15 protein-coding genes are annotated in these 18000 nt (G+C 42.6%); all 15 read right to left on the bottom strand.

Annotated elements, in window-relative coordinates; genetic code table 11:
• Positions 1-251 precede the first annotated feature (251 nt).
• On the bottom strand, positions 252-392 hold the full coding sequence (locus LG211_RS05585; RefSeq protein ID WP_269477126.1) for a hypothetical protein: 141 nt from the start codon (positions 390-392) through the stop codon (positions 252-254).
• A gap of 198 nt (positions 393-590) precedes the next feature.
• Entirely contained in the window at positions 591-953 is a 363-nt protein-coding gene (locus LG211_RS05590; RefSeq protein ID WP_269477127.1) for a hypothetical protein, read from the bottom strand.
• A 16-nt stretch (positions 954-969) separates the two neighbouring features.
• On the bottom strand, positions 970-1119 hold the full coding sequence (locus LG211_RS05595; RefSeq protein WP_253020441.1) for a hypothetical protein: 150 nt from the start codon (positions 1117-1119) through the stop codon (positions 970-972).
• A gap of 158 nt (positions 1120-1277) precedes the next feature.
• Positions 1278-1715, bottom strand: a complete 438-nt coding sequence (locus tag LG211_RS05600) for a hypothetical protein (protein WP_148396063.1) — start codon at positions 1713-1715, stop codon at positions 1278-1280.
• Between the two features lie 381 nt (positions 1716-2096).
• Positions 2097-2564, bottom strand: a complete 468-nt coding sequence (locus LG211_RS05605; RefSeq protein ID WP_269477128.1) for a hypothetical protein — start codon at positions 2562-2564, stop codon at positions 2097-2099.
• On the bottom strand, positions 2561-3190 hold the full coding sequence (locus LG211_RS05610; RefSeq protein ID WP_269477129.1) for a hypothetical protein: 630 nt from the start codon (positions 3188-3190) through the stop codon (positions 2561-2563). The genes LG211_RS05605 and LG211_RS05610 overlap by 4 nt, the downstream gene beginning before the upstream one ends.
• A gap of 85 nt (positions 3191-3275) precedes the next feature.
• Complete coding sequence (locus LG211_RS05615; RefSeq protein ID WP_269477130.1) at positions 3276-3806, bottom strand: hypothetical protein; 531 nt, start codon at positions 3804-3806, stop codon at positions 3276-3278.
• 445 nt (positions 3807-4251) lie between these two features.
• Positions 4252-4614 (bottom strand): hypothetical protein, encoded by a 363-nt coding sequence (locus tag LG211_RS05620; protein WP_269477131.1) that lies wholly within the window; start codon positions 4612-4614, stop codon positions 4252-4254.
• A gap of 119 nt (positions 4615-4733) precedes the next feature.
• Complete coding sequence (locus tag LG211_RS05625; protein WP_269477132.1) at positions 4734-5426, bottom strand: hypothetical protein; 693 nt, start codon at positions 5424-5426, stop codon at positions 4734-4736.
• Between the two features lie 604 nt (positions 5427-6030).
• Positions 6031-6456 (bottom strand): hypothetical protein, encoded by a 426-nt coding sequence (locus tag LG211_RS05630; protein WP_269477133.1) that lies wholly within the window; start codon positions 6454-6456, stop codon positions 6031-6033.
• Between the two features lie 126 nt (positions 6457-6582).
• Positions 6583-6843 (bottom strand): hypothetical protein, encoded by a 261-nt coding sequence (locus LG211_RS05635; protein ID WP_269477134.1) that lies wholly within the window; start codon positions 6841-6843, stop codon positions 6583-6585.
• 384 nt (positions 6844-7227) lie between these two features.
• Positions 7228-7554 carry a hypothetical protein gene (locus LG211_RS05640; RefSeq protein ID WP_269477135.1) on the bottom strand — a complete coding sequence of 109 codons (327 nt, stop codon included), beginning with the start codon at positions 7552-7554 and terminating at the stop codon, positions 7228-7230.
• A gap of 55 nt (positions 7555-7609) precedes the next feature.
• A complete protein-coding gene (locus LG211_RS05645) occupies positions 7610-8413 on the bottom strand; it encodes a hypothetical protein (RefSeq protein ID WP_269477136.1) in 804 nt (267 codons plus the stop codon).
• A 134-nt stretch (positions 8414-8547) separates the two neighbouring features.
• Positions 8548-9090, bottom strand: coding sequence for a hypothetical protein (locus LG211_RS05650; protein WP_269477137.1), 543 nt, complete (start codon positions 9088-9090; stop codon positions 8548-8550).
• Positions 9091-9131: 41 nt separating this feature from the next.
• On the bottom strand, positions 9132-17996 hold the full coding sequence (locus tag LG211_RS05655) for a DNRLRE domain-containing protein (protein WP_269477138.1): 8865 nt from the start codon (positions 17994-17996) through the stop codon (positions 9132-9134).
• Positions 17997-18000: the final 4 nt, after the last annotated feature.

The raw sequence follows: 18000 nt of genomic DNA on the forward strand, positions 1-18000 counted from the left end.
CAAAGTCCATAGAAAAACAGAGCATTTTGCTGTTTTCGCAACAAGGGAGGTCGAGAGGAAGGATTTATTTGCTGTATATATATACTTTTTCGTATTTATATGCGGTTAGTTGGATGTAACAATCGAATTAAACTGGTCCGCCGCACCCTTTTACGTGACCTTTACGTGATTTTATATGGACATTGACCGTCAAAAGGCCGGTTTCGAATAGGTTTTGCGAAAATTTTTGTTTTGGGGAGTTGTGTGGAGCTTCAAGCCCCAAAATAAACCTCTTCATTCTGATGGTTTCGCACCACCAGCCTGGCCGCTACACGGCCTCGGGCCGCCTGAACCTGGCAAACAACCACAAGGTTGCTGCTGTCACGGGGTAGACGAAGTTTAACTCCGCTCACCGTTTCACATCCGGCAGCACGCCCCGCTCGCAAAGCGACCGTATCTGTCCATTCAGCATTTTCGCATGGTCCATCGGTTTTGGAGGCATGTACTTATACGCAGAATACCGTTTTCCTGAGCGCAGGTGGAAGATATAGCGGTTCGAATTTTCACGGATTTGGAAAATCGCACCCGCTTTCAAGTGAACCGCTTTTCCACTATAAAAAAGTTTCCTCTGGAAACGTTATTCGCGCTTCGCGCTCACTTTCACAAGGTAAACTTTTTTGAAATACAGGAAATGCTACGCAATCGATATTTCCTGTATTATAAAAACAGATGCTCAACCGATCTTCATCTTCCGATATGCTCACAGTCTGCCGATTAAAAAATACATATAGACTAAGGCCCACCACAAGAATGAGAACCCCTGGTACAGCAAAAAACATGCTCTCCCCAAAACTGAGGGCTTCCGGTTCTCCGAACAAGAAAAATCCGCACATCCATATAATCAAAAATACAATGACGAAGATATAAAAACCGTTTACAAACCGCTTCTTCTTACCTAAATATGGCTGTTTCATAAATCCGCTTTCCTAATTATCTCAGCAGCGCCGCATTTTCGGATAAGGTGTTTTCCCATTCCTCGCTTGTGGCGTAATCGTAAGGTGTTTTTCCATTGCTGTCTTTGTCATTTTCCGTTTGCAGGTTCTGGCTTTTGGGGAAGCATCCCATCATCAAAAATGTCATGGCAATCACACCTCCTAGTAAGAGTCCCTTTATCATGATACCGGTTTTCCTTTCTTCTGAACTTATTTCTGTCTCCTGTTTCGGCCGGGTTCCAAAGTGTATGCGCCTTAAAATGCTGATTCTATTCAGCCGAACGCTGTTCGGTGCTGCAATTATGGTCACCAAACTTTGTCTTTTATTTTAGCATGCGGAAACATTTGCCGGATCTCCTGTTCGACCAGCGGCTTTTGCTTTTTGAATACCGCTGTTGGAGAAGAATGCTGGTAATAAGAAATTCGTTTTCCTTCTCTGGTAACAAACACATATCGGCTGGGTGCTCTCACAATTTCTGTGACATCGCTTATCTCGCATCTATAGGTTGTCCCGCCTGAGAGAACAAACTCAACTTTTGTGTTTTCTATCGCATTTATCTGGACCACTTGCCTTTGAAAAAAGAGAAATAGCGCTATTGCAATTGTAAAAAAGATCGCCACGCCGAGGGCCAGCAGCCCGATTTCCAGTATCGACAGCCCTTCCTGTGATTCCAATACCAGAAACCCAATTATCCAAAAAACTGCAAATATCGCTACAAGGGAAAGTAATATTCGCTTTAGCATGCGCTCCTCCTTTTATGTAAAGCCTCTATTCATTTCCATTATACCGGATCGCCCGCGCCTTACAAGCGGCGACAGGGCTGCTGCTGTCATGGGAAAATTTTATTAAACAATTTTATTTTTTACGCAAATTTATAGGTTTGCGAGGCACGATCACGCCAACTTGGCGGCCTGCACGGCCTCATTACGAATTTGAGAGTGCTCGACCGTTGAAACTTGTGTAAAAAGTGAAATTTTGTTTCAGTTTTTTCCCGAAACCCCACGTTCTTTCTTCCAACCGCAGCCACCTCGCATTCCGGTAGGCTTCTGTAAAACGCTATACCGCCTGGAATTACACTAATTTCGCAGCTTTGCGCGAGATGTAACCCTGCTGCTCCATCCAGGTCAGCCGAACAGTTTTTTTATCCTGCGGCGGGAGATATTCCAACTAACTATGGTCGCGATTAATACAAGACCGCCCGTTAAAAGCAGGAAAGGCAATGTAACCGCAGACCAATACTTGAGGCATTCATCCAGAATCAGCTTATATGCAATCGTTCCTATGAAAATGGCTGCAGCCCATATTCCCCATCGCCATGGGTTATAGAGCAATACCAACGGAATAGATAAAAACCAGAACAGCAAGAATACACTTTCTTTTGCAATAAACTGCGGAAAAATTATCATCCCGGCTCCTAGAAATATTGCCGTCCTTGAGCTGGGACTCAATATTTCGTCTGCAAACACAATATCAAAAAGCACAATGATTCCAACGAACCATATAATCCAGATAGTTAAAACTGGATGTTTTGGGATCGGAGTATCATCACCAGTTGATGAGAATTCTTTTATTGTAGAAAATATGGATTTCATAGCTGGCCTCCAAATCGGATTTCTGGGCATCTGGATAGAAGATCAGAGAAGTTTATCCCCTTCTGCTCCGCCCCAAAAGTCACTTCTTCATTCTCCTGTGATTTATTTTCCTGACCGCTGAACCTGCCAATATAAATCGGTAATATAACTGAAAATGCAACGAATAAACCTAATTGTAAGGTTTGGTCAGTAATAAGCAGCAATCTGCTTTGGAGGCCCTCCGGCCACAAATACATAGATAAGCCTACGGCACATGAAATGGGAAGCATCCAAATGGTTCTGTTACAATTTTTCAAGGAAAATTTTTTGCCCGCAGCTTTTCCGATATATGCCAACAAAATAATGCACAAAATCACAAGTGCAGAAAATTGCACATAGGATATAAACAGCACCGCTTTGTCTGCCTGTGGTGTTAGCAATCCTAATAATAGAAATACTATGAGGCATGGAATCAAAATTGGACCTCTACAAGCTAAAGCAAAGTTCTTGAGAACCATTATTACAATTGTTAGAATCACGCCAGCAGCAAGCCCTGCTTCTATATCGCCAATATCCGCACAAATATAGTCCAGGCATCCTAATAAAAACAGTCCGCCCAACCAGCTCACGATTTCTGCAAATCGCATTTTTCTGGAGCTCCATCCTTGCATTTTTTGTCCTTTCACCTAAGATTCTGATGCAAATAATATCTGCGTAATTGTATTTGATTCATCATTCCTCTGCAGTATCATGCAAATCCAGCTCGTATTTGTAATACTCTGTCTTATCCGCCCATTTAGAAATTGCATTTTCCAGTGATGCTGCACATTCTTCCCTTGCGAAAACCTCAATTATCTCGCCTTCAGAAATACTGACGAGTTTTACTATTTGCTTCTGTTGCAAATACAAAAAGACGTTTTTGACTTTATGCATCGCTGCATCTTTTATCTTATCATTAAGCGTATAAAGCGTTTTCATTTTTTCATTTTCATAAATTCTTTTATACCTATATGGCTTGACTCTAAAAATTAAATCTTCATCGCCTTCTTTAAGATCCCATAATAGCTTAGCTACTTCTTCAGAGTAATCAACAAAAGTAAAAGATGTCTTGATTTCCCACAAACTTTTTCCGCTGAAGCGCTCCTGTGCATCGCCGATATTTATTTGGACCCAATGCTCCAGATTTAATCTGCATAGTTCTTTCTGTTTTTCACTTTGAAATATGCAGCTGGTCGGAACATAATAAAATTCTAATTTATACATCAAATAGTACCCTCTACATAACAAACTGTTTAATCGGTCTTCTATTACTTATAGATTTCATCATGAAGAAATGACGCCGACGAAGATCAACACCCAAATATGGCTAGCAAAATAGCTATTGCGAGCACTGGAACCCACGGAATGAGAAGCGCTGTGCCAAAACCATGATCAAATAAGTAATCAAAAAACCCCGTATACCTTTTTTGTATTTTATCCCTTTTATTTTTTAAAATCTTATGATCCGTGCTGCAAATGCGTAAAGAGGTATTGCTATTATGATCAGTCCCAGCAGTCGCGCAAGTATTTGTTTATATATGAATTCTATTATTTTCACCACCACCCAATTCAGCTGAACAGTTTTTTAATCCTGCGGCGAGAGATATTCCAACTAACTACTGCCGCGATTCATACAATCCCTACTGTCTGAAAGCAGAATATATGCATATCAAACATCGATCCATATTCCCTCTTCCAAATCTAAGATCAATAATTGCTCTGTATCCTGAAAATACAGCGGCGGTGAGAAAGTCAGATCTATATGTACAGCAGCTTGAACTTCAAACGCAAGCTCCTTTATACTAAATATGACGATCTTTTTCGTGTGCTCCAGCACCAGGCACTCACACTCCGGGATCAAAGTCGCTTCCATAGGACAATATCGATTAGGGGCTGGTATCCGTTTTATGATTTCGTTTGAATGATTGTCCACAAGCACAGACTGCATTTTAAAATGAGTATCTTCCATGACCAAAGAGTACCATTCATTTGGATCAACATAATACAGCACTCCCGGTTTATGAACCATCATCTGATCCTCACGAAAGATTGAAATTGCAATCTCAACCGGAAAAACATCGGATTCAAAGTGTGTTTTTTCTCCATATCATCCGCCTCCTGCATCATTTATCTTATCATTTCAAGCAGAAATCAGCGCTCATCAGAAAACAAAGTCTTCATCCTCTTCTTGGATAATTTATAGCTGGAAACTGCAGAAGCTACCACTCCACCCACAGTCAAACATAGTGAAACGAAGGAAATTTCATCCCAGCTTCCTATATACCATTTCAGAAAATAATAGTACCCAGCTGTGATACCTATGATGCCCGCAGCCTGTATTCCCCACAACCATGGTTTATAGACCAGCACTAAGGAAATTGACAAAAACCAAAAGGATAGAAATACGCACTGCACTGCTAAATAAGATAACGTTGCGTTTCCATAAATGGGATCGTTTTCATATGAGGCTCGATTATCTCCATATAGCAATATCCACCGGCAAAGAAGTTCTCCAATGACGTACAGGATTATCCAAATCAAATTCAAACGGTAGAGCCACCACACTAAATTTCTCGCAGATTTTTTTAACGATTTAACATATTCTTTACTACAAAATATCCAAATGGACGGCACCATCCCAACTACAATTAGCATAATGGTTGGTGCTCCTTTCGTTAAAAATTCACCTGTCATTAGTTTTTTAAATACTAGAATCGCTCCTACAATCCATACAGACCATATAATGGTAAATTGACGTTTTGGAATAGGTGGATCCGGTACATCTTCCAGAATAAAATGGTTTTTCTTTATTATAGATATAATCCTAAATAAAACTCGTTTCATGTTTGCTCCATTCTCCTCAGGGATATTTGTAGCAATATCCCTATTCTTGCAGCTGCCCTGCGCCTGGAAAGCAGTGGCATCGGGGCCTACCAAACCGGGTTAGCAAGTATCGGCATAGGGCCTGTCGGGCCGGGCCAAGCAGGCAAAAAACTTTTTTTGCTGATTTCTATTCGAAATGGCCTGATTTGGAAGCAAAGTCCATAGAAAAACAGGGCATTTTGCTGTTTTCGCAGTAAGTAAGGCTGAGAAAAGGAATTTATTTGCTGTATATATATACTTTTTTAGATTTGTATGCGGTTAACTGGATGTACCAATCGAATTAAACTGGTCCACCGCATCATTTTACGTGACCCTTACGTGATTTTATATGGACATTGACCGTCAAAAGGCCGGTTTCGAATAGGTTTTGCGAAAATTTTTGTTTTTGAGAGTTGTGTGGGGCTATTGCGTCAATAGCTTTGTTTCCTGTTGATGTAGTAGGGCCAGAAAACATCGGCATCGAGCTACATTACATTAAGCTTGGTTGCATCAAGCCGGCACTTCATCTTCTACAAACCAATTACTCTCGTTTATCTTTTCAAATTAGGAAATGCTCCCGCCTGTTTTAATTTGTCAATTTTATTGCCCAGCAGGTCATCTTTTTTGCAGGGAACCATTGACATATGCTTGTAAGCTGACAGTTTTTTGCCCCGCGCAGGATAAAGACATATCGGGCTGCGGTACTATTAATCTCTTGGACGTTTTCGCATGCGACACGATGCTCTTTTCCGCTATTTGAAACAAAGACCAGCCCTTCTTCCTCCCATCTTATGTCTACGATCTGTTTATTGAAGAAGCTATATAAGCAGGCGCTGATTGTCAGAACAAATACCATGCAGGCCAATCCCCAGTAAAGATTCGCATCGTTGTCAGGGCCCTCTCCTTCTCCAAACAAAACGATTGCAAGACAAATTGCTGTGAACACTATGACGTATCCGAAGAAAAATTTATGGGAGCGGTATTGGGGAGTCAGCGAATCTTTTTTTCTCATTTCAGGTTCCTCCTCTGGAGTTTTCTATTATTCTCATCCTATTTTGGACTGCGGCGACCTCATTACAAATCCGGAATCGTTAAATGATCAGACTATCATTTCGCTTTTTGCATACCTTGATCCCAGCTATGGATAAGCCTCCCCTTCATAGTAATAACACTTGCCTTTGATTTTCTCCGTATAATATCTGTAATATTTTTTATCTGAAATATATGACCACCCTATTCCATCTTTTTTCAATAACTTTTCTTGAAAACCTTCCACGATCAGAGGCTTTCCTCCCAACGAGTAATAAACTCCACAAAACGCTTCCCCATTGGGATCCGTCAATCCACCAGCTTTAAAATTGTAGACAGCATATAATCTTCCTGCCATTTCGCCGTTCAAGTCCGCACCTGTGCTTGATAAATAGAAACTTGTGTTGGCGTCTTATCCCTGTAAGTTTGTGGTGATTTCCAAAATCCCGACCAGATGGATGTTTCGGTGCCATTTAAGCATCTTATTCATTCCTATTGTTCTAAAAAAAAGGTTCTGATAAAAAAATTCAGTATGTTGGTAATAAATTCTGCCAATGCACTGTCAGGCGCAATGAGCATGACCACAGTTGCGCCGATTTCCAATGCTAACAGCAGCGGCAGCAATGATGCCAAAACAAGGACGATAATCAATACTCTTTTTTGCCATGTTTTCTTTTCCCTTTCCTTAGTCCCCCCAACCGGATCATTTCACTTTGCCTCAGATTCCAGCGTTTCCGCCTTTTTCTTTACCGGCTTAAAGCTCGTTTTCCGATATTAAATTTCCATGATAGTCAAAAATCAAAAGACTTCGGTTTTCTTTAGGAAAGTCTTCGAGTCCAGTTTCATAGCAGGTCTCTATTGCAATATAGTCCGTACAAAAATTAATCTCTGAACCAATCGATGTGCCTTTAGAATGTTTGCCAATGCCGTCTAATGATGCCAGATCAAGAATCTTTTTCTGCGTGCCGTTTGTCAGAGATGTTCTAAATCTACAACCATTCCTGATTCCCAGCCTGTCAGTAATAGTTTTTCCCCAGACGAATACGAGTTGCATTCTGCCAAGTATGGCAGATTTATCCATTCTACTATGATTTCATCCTACATATAGTCGAAGATCGCAATTTTATCTTCAAATACTATGACAATTTTTTCCAATCGATCAAAAAAAACTTTTTCATGCGATAAAGCTTATGCAAAACCTGATAAGTTTTTTTAATTTCCTTCTTCCGGTCAAAAAAAACAATCTCTGTTTGTGTTTTCCTTAGAAAGCGGGGCTTATAGGTTTTCATTAAAAACATTTCTTGTTCAATGTCGAAAAAAAGAACGGCAGAATCTATCGCGATTTTTTCTAAATTGATGACACAGTCAAATAATTTAGATTCAAGCTGTCTAGGCGGTCGCTTGACGACCCTCTCTTTACTCACCTGTTCGTCTCCATATTCTATATAGCTATAAGCCAGAACTTGCCTTTCCTGATCATATTTAAAATCAACGATATTAAAAGAATCTTCGGACGCCTCTGCTTTGAATAGGCAATCAGCATCCCCTGATTGAAAATCGACAAGGAATATTTCCAGTGGACCCACGGGAACAACTAATAATAAAGGATCCTTCACATAAATTAGCTTCTGTATTTCTCCAATCTCAACTCCATCGACCGTCGATTCCAACTTGATTCTTTTTTCACTTTTAAGTTCGCCGTTCTCTGTATCCAGTATGTAAAGATCATTTTCTGTAGTAGTACAAAACAGAAAAGATTCTTCAGAGTTCATGCAGAACTCTGAAGGATTATTGATCGGTATTGTTTTGATTCGACGCAGGCTTTTCAAATCATGAATGTTTATCCGCCGATCTTTCGCAACAATATACCTTTGTTTTTTCTCAGATACGATGGCTTCATATCCACCAAGATGACGGCAAATATTGTTCGTCGTTTTCATTATCGGCTCCCCCTCATTTTGCACATAAATTTGCACCTTTGAGAACTACTTTCAAACCTTTTAATGCAGAAAAGGAAATGTATCCCTTATTCGCTCTGGGAGGAAAAGTAGATATCCGATTCCTGAGGATGTGCTTATCTTTCAGGCATGTTAACTAATTTAGTATAACTCTTCTCTGATAAAATCAACTGCACCTCGTTTCCATCTCCTGAATCCTGAATGATGGCCTCTGCATTTAATACTCTGGTAATGAAATCTTTTCTGTACAAATTATAGTTTTTATAAAACACTCCTTCACAAAGAACCCTGTATTCACTAGCAGGTTTAGGGAAAACAATATCCAAACTATCTGCTTCGCCCCAATATGTTGACAGGGAAGAGATCTGGGAAATTTGCGTAATTTCATAAATCAAACAATCATTTCTTCTTAATATCAAAGTTGCATTATTCAATAATTGCGCATAATGCTGTTGACTCATACCATCATCAAAAAACCAGATAATTGCGTATGCTTTTTCAGATATTTGCAATAGTTTTTCTCCTTGTGAAATAATCTTTCCTTTTATTTCCTCTGAGTTTTTATTTATTAAAGCGATACATTTATATCCGATCTGAATCCATTTTTTCAAATCTTTTTTTCTTTTTATTTCTAAAGGTATTGCAATCTTTATTTCCATTATTATCCCTCTCTGCAAATTGCCTTTACCATAAAGAATAATTATTTTCGTCTTTTAAACCCTTTTTCAAATACGGTTCGCCATCTAGTAACTTTATATCTTTGCAAGACAACATGATATCCTTTTCCATGGTGCTTCCAATGAAACATTATCTTAAATTTTCCAACTTTAGATGTTGCACCTGCGGCCTTTCCCCAGTTTATAAAAACATGCATTACAGGCTTTAATAATGGAGTTACTAAACGTCCAACCAATCCTCCTATACCTGCGCCTACGGCAGTACACAATGCTAATTTCCAGCCTTTTAACCCATATTTTTTTCCCAATTTATATGCTGTAGTTCCAACTGTTACTGCACCCACTATTTTCCATACAAAATGCCCACTCGGATCCACATAGTTAATCGGATTGTTTGCACAATACGCATACAAATGATAGGTCTCCGGCTCATTCTGTTCCCCGCGATAGGTGTCCTGCGAAAGAAATCTGCCGTTTTCCGGATCATAGAACCTGGCATTATAGTAATACAAGCCTGTATTCTTATCCATAACCTGTCCGGTATAACAGAGCTCGTTGTCGAAATCTGCACCAACCTTGACCTCTGTGTTACCAAAATCATCGTACACATAGGCAGTAGCAACGGCTCCCGTGCTGTCTACCAGACTGGAGGTGCTTTCCCGGATGTCCTTGTTATATAGATACCAGTTTTCATTGCTGCCCGTCCCTCTGGATGTGGCAATCACGTTGCTGCTCGTCCCCATCAGATTCATGCTGGTTTGTCTGTCCGCTTCATCTGTGGTGTACAGTACAGCTCCATCCTGATAATAATAATTGCGTACTTCCGTTTTCTCTCCTTTGGTCTCTTTCTTCTGGATCCGCTGTCCTTCTCCATTATACTGATTTTCCTGAGTCAGTACAACGTTCCCGCCTTCCTTTTTCACAAACTTGCTTAGCCGATTATCTGCGTCATAAGTCATCGTATTAGCTATCTGCGTCGCACTGTCTGTCTCGCTGATTTGATTGCCGTTTTTATCATAGGTATAGGTCCGATTAGCAGTAACTGCTTCACTTTGTTTGGTCTGGCTCTTTGTCAGCTGTTTCAGTCCATTATAGGTATAGGCGGTAGACTGTCCATCTTTTACCTCGCTCAGACGGTTGCCCACCTTATCGTAAGTGTAAGTCGCAGTCGTTTTGCTCTGCCCGCCTTGAACATTGTCCGTCTCCACGGTCTTTAAAAGCTGTCCCCTGGCATCGTAGGTATATTCCCTGGTGCGGTCCATCGCTGCACCTGAATCATCGGTCAAGTATTGGCTGACCATGCGCTCAGAAAGAATATTACTATTTTGGTCATAAGTATAGGTATAAGACTCCTTTACATGCTCCTTCTTGCTGTCCTGATAAGTCATGGTGGTCACACGGCCAAAGGTATCATACTCGTAGGTACGCTTAATATGATCTCTGCTGTCCAGGAATGCATAATAGTCCTTTATCTCCGAAGCACGTCCCCGATCATCGTAGTCGTATTCCCGCAAAGTTTCCATGCCGCCGCCTTTTTTCATTGCTTTGATTTCTTTGAGCCATTTGTCTGCGGTATATGCGAAGGTCAAGCCGCTCACCTGACTGCTTCCACCTGTATAGTCAATCTTCGTCAGGTTGTTATCCATATCATAGAAATAGGATACAGTATGGGCAGATGCCCCGCTGCGGCTATCATCTTTTTCAGAATATCCAGTCATTCGCTTCAGGGCGTCATAAGTATAGCTTGTTGTTCGATACAGGGTCACGGTCTCACCGGACACATGATAATCCTTCATTTCGATTATCTGATCCGCTGCATTATAAGTATATTCAGTTCTCAGTGATTCTGTGCCCGCCGTATCATAATAGCGGGTTTGGGTTAGCCGATTTTTGCCATCATACGCATAAGTACGATAATTACCCGCAAGTTCTGTTTCCTTCACTTTATTGCCTTGTTCATCATACACGTAAGTACGTTTCATACCTTCCGCGCTGGCATCCAGATAATCGATTATAGACTCTTCCAAACCTCTGGCATTCGTCAGGATACTGGACTGATTGCCGCTGGCATCAATAGTCGTTACTTTAGAAGCGCCATCCTCCAGTCCTTTTTCATATGCGAACTTGGTAATCGCACTTCCCGGCTGATGCACTTCTGTCAGTTGGTTTTCAGCGTTATAAAGAAATTTGACCCGATTGCCTTCTGCGTCAATACTGGCCGTCATGTTTCCTTCACTGTCATAGGCAGATTCTTTTACAATACACGCTCCGCCCAAATTATAAGTCCCATCTTGCAATGCAGGTTCCAGTGCCGTATGAGTCTGGTTCCCATTGCGGTCATATAGATTCAGTGTCAGACTGCCGGACTGCGGGTCGCTGCCATATTCAAAGCTCGTGAGGAGGCTTCCCTGCTTGCTATATGTCATATCTGTATAGCTGCCTCTGCTTTTCTCTTTTACGGTTCTTCCCACGGGATCAACAAAGGTTTTACTGGTGATAAATCCGTCCGGATCTGTTTCCTCTGTCACAAAGGCATTCTCTACGGTAACTGCATCTGATCCATTCTGTACCTGGCAATCCGCATAGTAGTAATTTGTGTCCCAGGTCTTTTCCATGCCGCCCTTAGCTACTGTTTTGGAAGTCACTCGATTAACAGTATCATAGGCATAAGTTGTCGTAGTCCCGTCTCCATCGGTCTCGGAAATCACAGTACCATTTGCATTATAAGAGGTCCGGGTCGTTGTGACTTGATCTCCTTCTGTTGTTACCGTTCGAACCAGTCTTCCAAAGCCATCATAGGTATTTTCCACCTTTGAGGTGGTTTTGCCACCAGCTATGGTCTCTGTCAAAAGTTCTCTGCCCATTGCGTCTGTTTTGGTAATTGTTTTGGTCGTGATCCCGTCACAGGTGGTAATAGCGGTCTGGGTCTTGCTGCCATCTTCAGTATATTGGTATTCATAAGTCGTCTTGCTCACGACCTTGCCCTGCTCTTTTTCGATTTCGGAACGCAGCTCACCTGCCAAAGCGCCAGCATCCACTTCTTCGTCTTCTTCATCATAATAGTCAGCGTCATATTCTTCATCAGTCACATCATCAAATTGATAAATCTCATTGCCGTACGCGTCATAATCATATGTAATATCTGCTGTTTTTATGTTATCACTATTTACCGTGGTCTCTTTTTTAACTAAGTCTTTCTGGTTCTCACCTCCACTTCCGTCAGTATAAGTATATTTTGTTTCATTCTGACCAACGGTCTTTTCCGAAGCAATGTTTTCATCCTTATCATATTTTGTAATCTCTGTTTTTTCTGTTTGTTCAAAGGTCACATTCTTTGATTCCGGATTCACGGTCTGATACTCCAACTGACTGGTTGTCTTCTCCAGCAGGTTTTTGTTATAAGTATAGGTCGTTTTCACACCATCTGCATCGATATGCTCCATACAGTTCCCATAAAACCCATCGAATCGGTCCAGCTCAGATGCGACGACTTCTTCTTCGGAAAATGGTGCCGGTTTGATAAACGTTTCAGTTTTTGTCTCATACCCGTCTGCCGAATAGGTCAACTTGATCATTTTATCCTGCGGATCGCTAATGCTCAGAGCCCGGTCTTCTTCCTGATCGTATTCTACGGTGTAGGCGTTTCCCTCCGCATCAATGATCTTATTCAGGTTTGGTATTTCCGCATTGTCATAATCATACTGATAAACAATCGCACTTCCGTCATTTCCTTTATGTGTCACTTTTAAAAGCTTAGTATTCTCATGGCTGGTATTTCCTACATATTCATATTCATACCTGCTGCCATCCGGTAATCTTACTTCTTTGATCGTAAGCGGATCCTGTCCGCCTTTATTATTATAGACAAATTCCATAGACAGATTGCGGTTGGTTGTCACTTTCGTAAGCAATCCCTTTTTCTGATCATAGGTAAACAACAGGAAACTACCATTTGGTTCGGTCATATATACTAGTTGTCCGCTCTCGTTGAACCAATACTCTTCTTTCTCCTTAGTCTTGATGATATACTGTCTGCTAACGGTCACTGTTTCCTGTTCATCAGAATCCGCAGTACCAACTCCTCTCTTTGAGAAGGATATTTGCTGACTCTTTGGATCTTCTGTCAAGGAAATATACTTTCCTAATGAAGAAATATACGCATCTCCCTGTTTGACAAATTGATACATGGTTCCGTCGCCATAGCGCAATACTAAGCTGTCGTCCAGTTGGCTGCCCTGATTTAGCTTCAAAAGCTCCATATCATATGTATGACTCCAACCCATACCAAAGGCGGATTTCACAGTAGCCCGGCTGTTGTAGGTTCGATCCAGCGTTACCACCAGCTTTTCATTGGCAAGACTGGCGTCAGTCTGCTGATAGGTCAGATTTCCTTCGCTCTTCTCTATAGCTGCTGTACCATTGGGAGTCCCCATTTTGGCATAGCTCCAGTATTCTTTGATACCTAGCCGTTTCAAGCTTTCGTCAGCATCAACAACTCGCCCATATGCCTGTTCCGAAAAGCTGCTGTAATAAATCTGTCCATCTGCCTTTTTTTCAACCGCCCGCACTCGATAATAGAACTTCTTTGAATAGTTCATATTAATCTCGGCGAAGCTTTGTCCTTTTACATCGGCAGCGGCCAGTGTATCTGCTCCTGGTGTAAATCCATCTTTGGTGCTGCGATAGACTTCAAAGGTAACGTTTTCCGGAACAGTCTCTGCTCCTGATTGCAGAGCCCATTTCAGATACGTCTTGTAGTTGACCTGATCTTTGGCGGAAAGTTCTGTCGGCCGATAATTCTCAGCGGAAGAAAGGCAAAAGTTCTCCATTTGAAGGCTATCTGCGACCATAGTCACATTTCGCAATGTTTCCACGCCTTCCGGTGCAGTTACCCTTACGGTTAATTTATTTGCGTATACACTTGTTTGATCCAGCTCTCTTATCATATAAGAACGCCCTGGCTGCACCTGTTTGAAATCTCCGTTATTTAGTTGTATCGAATAGTGAAGCGCCCCGCCTTCCGCTGTTTGCTCGTCACCTTCTATACGCAGCGCTACTACTGGTTGGGACAATTCCAATTCTTTTGTGAAGATTCCGTTTTCTGGTGTCACATTCAGGAAACTCAATTCACGCACTTCACCATTTCGAATGACAGGCGCGCTGTAAATGTCTTGTTCCTGGTCGTTTTTGCTGACAACTAGCACCGGATAGTTCTGTTCTGCTTGAAATGAAGTTCCTTCTCCGGCAGAGAAATCTGCACTCCAAGTAAGACCAGTCCCCTTCTTTTGTCCATCTGCATACCAGTCGGTTTTTGCTTCATCTAGCATAATGCCTGATTCGGCTTGCAGTTCCATTTTTGTCAGATTCGTTGGGAAAACGACCGTTGTCTGTTGATAGCTCTGGTAGTCCGGTCGCTTGATCCGAAACTGCGGCTTCTCCAGGCGGGCCGTAAGCTCGTCCTCTTTTCTGGTAATCTCTTTTGTCGCGATCTGTTTGTTGCCCGTAGTATCAAGTACTTCCAACCTCAGGATATATCGCTTTCCTTCCTGATAATTTTTACCTGAAAGGTCGATGAATCCCAGCTCATCATTTTCTACTTGTTTTTTTCCTTCCAGGACTTTTTGGTATTCTGCCTCCTGTGAATCCTTTTCTTTAATCTCTACAGTCCAGGAAGCAAGATGGGTATCCTTTGCAGTCCCTATCAGTTTTCCAGAAACAAATTCGGAAAGTTCTGCGCTCGGCGCTGTCCGATCTTGAACACAGATTTTTTCACTCTCTGCTCCCGGCACAGCTGCGGCATCCATACCCCGTACGAAAAGTGTATATGTTCCCTCCTCTTCCGGCAGTTGAATCTGCGCGCTTCCTTCCAGCACAGCCGACTGTGGGATACCCGTCCAGTTCCCCTCTTTTCCGATCCGATACTGTACCTCTTTCAAATCATCTGCTTTTTTCCATTTCCAGGTTAACGTCCAGGTCTTGTCCCCATTTTCCCTTGCTTCTATTTTGGGGGCCGGAATTGGATTTTTTATTTTTATAGATTTTTCATCTGTCACAGAATTCCCAGCATTGTCTTCTGCTGATAATCTTAAAATATACGTCCCATTTGCATATTTCGTCGTATCAAAGGAACGCACAACAGATTCCATAGCTTCATACTCTGTCAGATCAAAACTTTCTCCTCCTACGCTTTGAGGGCGGCCCACTCCACTAGGAGCCTCTGATCCTGATCCTTGCCAAAATCTAAGAGTATTCTCTGCAGTACTATTATCTTGATAAATAATCGCTACCTGCTTTTCTTCGGTATTCCCGTCTACAGGATCTTTCCGGAATAGCTTTATACTGCTCTCCTTGATCTTACTAACAGTAGGCTCTGTTTCACCTTTTACAACTTTGATTTTATCTCCGATCTTGCCTATAATCTGAACAGTATCTGTAAGAGTTTCCAGTGAAGTTGTCCCCGTTATATCCATCACTTGGACGGCTCCAAAAGGGCTGTCCTGATCTTTATTATAGGATAAAACTTTCTCGCCATAATTTCCAATCGAATTGGTGAACCGTACATAACAATTGTATGCGTCACCTCTCTTAGCCTGATCTTCTGTTGTCAATTGAAATGAGCCGTTATAAACTCCACCTTCTTCTTCAAACACAAGATTTGCTGGAGCTTTATAATCGCTTGCGACTGGAGTTGCGTTTTTCTTAACCAATGCATAGCTGACATTTCTCTCTGTAAGTTTTACATTTTTATCTTGGACATGTTCAAAATATACAGTTGGATTTTCTTCTGTCGTCCAATCTGAGTCACTTAAATTTTTACCGGACCGGTCCGTAAGTTTTACAGTACCCAGTTCCGGCCCCTCCAGACATACATAGTAGTCAGAAATTGTTTTTATTGTTGTATTTCCGAAAGTATCAACTGCTTTTACCCGTATTGTCTGTACTCCAGTTTTACTGAAATCATTCTTCGGGATTGTGTAACTGCCAGATGCTCCCGCACCAGCTTTTTTATATGGTCCATCATTGACTGAATAATCAATTTCTTTTAAATGTGTATCTGAAACTCCACTCCATGATAACAATGGACTTGATGGTCCTGGATTTTCCTTGGTGGATGGAGACAGACTAATACTTCCTATGGCCGGCGGTGTCTTATCCACCGTCAAGCTTCCGCTGTATCCGGCGCTTCCTGCCGCGTCTCCCTTATTAACGCCCCAAACAAGGACGCGATAGATTCCGTCCGGCAGAGCGGGAAGACCGGTGCTTCCTGTCTGATTGGCCGCTCCCGACGTGTAGTCTGCGTAGGCGGATCCGTTGTATCTTTGTATTTTATATTGAACGCTCTTCACATCGGTCATGTCCATGCCGCTGTGGCTAAAGCTGAGGCCCGTTCCTGTATTGCTTCCTGATGTGGAAAGGGATACGCTGGGGGCATTGGGCACCTTGTAGTGAGTTACCACCAGCTTTGGCCTGTATCCGCTGGTGGCATGCCGGCTTCCGTAAAAGCATGCATAGCTGGGGGATGCGGTATTATTATTGAGAATGATTCCGTAGCTGGGTATGCTGTCATTTGCCAGGCTCTGCCCATAGGACAGCAGATTGAAGGTATGGGCGGTTTTGGCCGTTTTCTTTGTGGTGATAGTGCTGTAGGCCGTGCTGACAAAGGACGGCCGTTTGGTCCATGTTACGCTTCCCGGCGACCAGGACTCCTTGATGCGGTGAGCGCCCACCTTCTGCTTGCTGGCGCCGGTGCCGGTTTCATACACGGTTAGCTTGGCGCTGGTTACGGTGCGGCCTTTTATGGTTTTCTTGATGTCGGTAAACTGAATGCAGGTACGATGGGTACCGGTGCTGTTCTTTCCCGCGGGCATCACCTTGGTTCCACTTTCGTAAAAGTTGGTATTTTTATAGCTGCCGCTGATGATATAGGCGTCCTTTACTTTGCTGGAACCGGTCCAGGTGGTAGATGGATCCACGGTTACCGGATACTGGCGCTGCGGGTCGGAAAGGTATGCCTCATCGATTGTCATGGAAAGCAGATATTGGCCCTCCTTGTCCCCGTCTTTTTTCAATTGATAAGTGATGGCTTCGCTGAACGCATCGCCGCTGGCATCGTTCATCCAGGGCGCGGAAATATCCCCCACAATGTCTCCGCTCTCTTGATCGTACAGCGTGATCCCCTGGTCGGTTACATTCTTGCGGGCGGTCATGCCTTTCAGCTGGAGACGGTACTGGAATACATTGTTCTCAGGCTTTTTTTCCAGGGTAAGGGTCTCTTTGATACCATGTTCTCCTGAGGTATAGGTGAGGGTCGCCTCTTGATCCCCGTAGACTGCATTGATGGGAAGCTTCTCTTCCTGCTCGTAGGTGGTTGGAATCTTTTCCTTTTTGATTTCTACCGGTTCTTTTCCTGCGCCGGATTGTTTCAGGGTTTTATCTGTGGGCGCAAATGTGATTCGGTAGTCCTTGTACTCCATGAGAATGGGCGTTTTTTCTGAAAGGGTCTGTGGGATATATTGTTTCTTATCTCCCTCTTTGTTCTCATAGGCGTACTCGTCCAGATTCTGATCCTGGTCCGTCTTTTCTCCATCCTGGATTTTGACCAGTGAAGGATCGTAATCGACCAGTTCTCCTTTTTCGTTTTCATAACGGACCTCTCCTCCGTGTAAAACGGTCATTTCCTGACCGCCTCCCAGGTCATAGGTGGTGGTGTCGGTCGTTTTCTTGGATTCAACGACGTTTTCTTCGGTCACCTCGTCCGGGCTGATGGCAGGTGTCTTTGCGCTGCCGGCGCCTGTGCTTGCTGCGAAACCCAATTCTGGGATCAGTGTGATGACCAGGCAGATGGATAGGATCCATGCCAACGCCTTGTAGCTTCGTTTCGTTTCCATGTTC

Origin of the sequence: Hominibacterium faecale, assembly GCF_020734085.1 — a bacterium.
GTDB lineage: Bacteria > Bacillota > Clostridia > Peptostreptococcales > Anaerovoracaceae > Hominibacterium > Hominibacterium faecale.

Coding starts and splice junctions, on each gene's coding strand:
- LG211_RS05590 (WP_269477127.1), bottom strand. CDS start 953: ATGAAACAGCCATATTTAGGTAAGAAGAAGCGGTTTGTAAACGGTTTT.
- LG211_RS05595 (WP_253020441.1), bottom strand. CDS start 1,119: ATGACATTTTTGATGATGGGATGCTTCCCCAAAAGCCAGAACCTGCAA.
- LG211_RS05600 (WP_148396063.1), bottom strand. CDS start 1,715: ATGCTAAAGCGAATATTACTTTCCCTTGTAGCGATATTTGCAGTTTTT.
- LG211_RS05605 (WP_269477128.1), bottom strand. CDS start 2,564: ATGAAATCCATATTTTCTACAATAAAAGAATTCTCATCAACTGGTGAT.
- LG211_RS05610 (WP_269477129.1), bottom strand. CDS start 3,190: ATGCGATTTGCAGAAATCGTGAGCTGGTTGGGCGGACTGTTTTTATTA.
- LG211_RS05615 (WP_269477130.1), bottom strand. CDS start 3,806: ATGTATAAATTAGAATTTTATTATGTTCCGACCAGCTGCATATTTCAA.
- LG211_RS05620 (WP_269477131.1), bottom strand. CDS start 4,614: ATGATGGTTCATAAACCGGGAGTGCTGTATTATGTTGATCCAAATGAA.
- LG211_RS05625 (WP_269477132.1), bottom strand. CDS start 5,426: ATGAAACGAGTTTTATTTAGGATTATATCTATAATAAAGAAAAACCAT.
- LG211_RS05630 (WP_269477133.1), bottom strand. CDS start 6,456: ATGAGAAAAAAAGATTCGCTGACTCCCCAATACCGCTCCCATAAATTT.
- LG211_RS05640 (WP_269477135.1), bottom strand. CDS start 7,554: ATGGATAAATCTGCCATACTTGGCAGAATGCAACTCGTATTCGTCTGG.
- LG211_RS05645 (WP_269477136.1), bottom strand. CDS start 8,413: ATGAAAACGACGAACAATATTTGCCGTCATCTTGGTGGATATGAAGCC.
- LG211_RS05650 (WP_269477137.1), bottom strand. CDS start 9,090: ATGGAAATAAAGATTGCAATACCTTTAGAAATAAAAAGAAAAAAAGAT.
- LG211_RS05655 (WP_269477138.1), bottom strand. CDS start 17,996: ATGGAAACGAAACGAAGCTACAAGGCGTTGGCATGGATCCTATCCATC.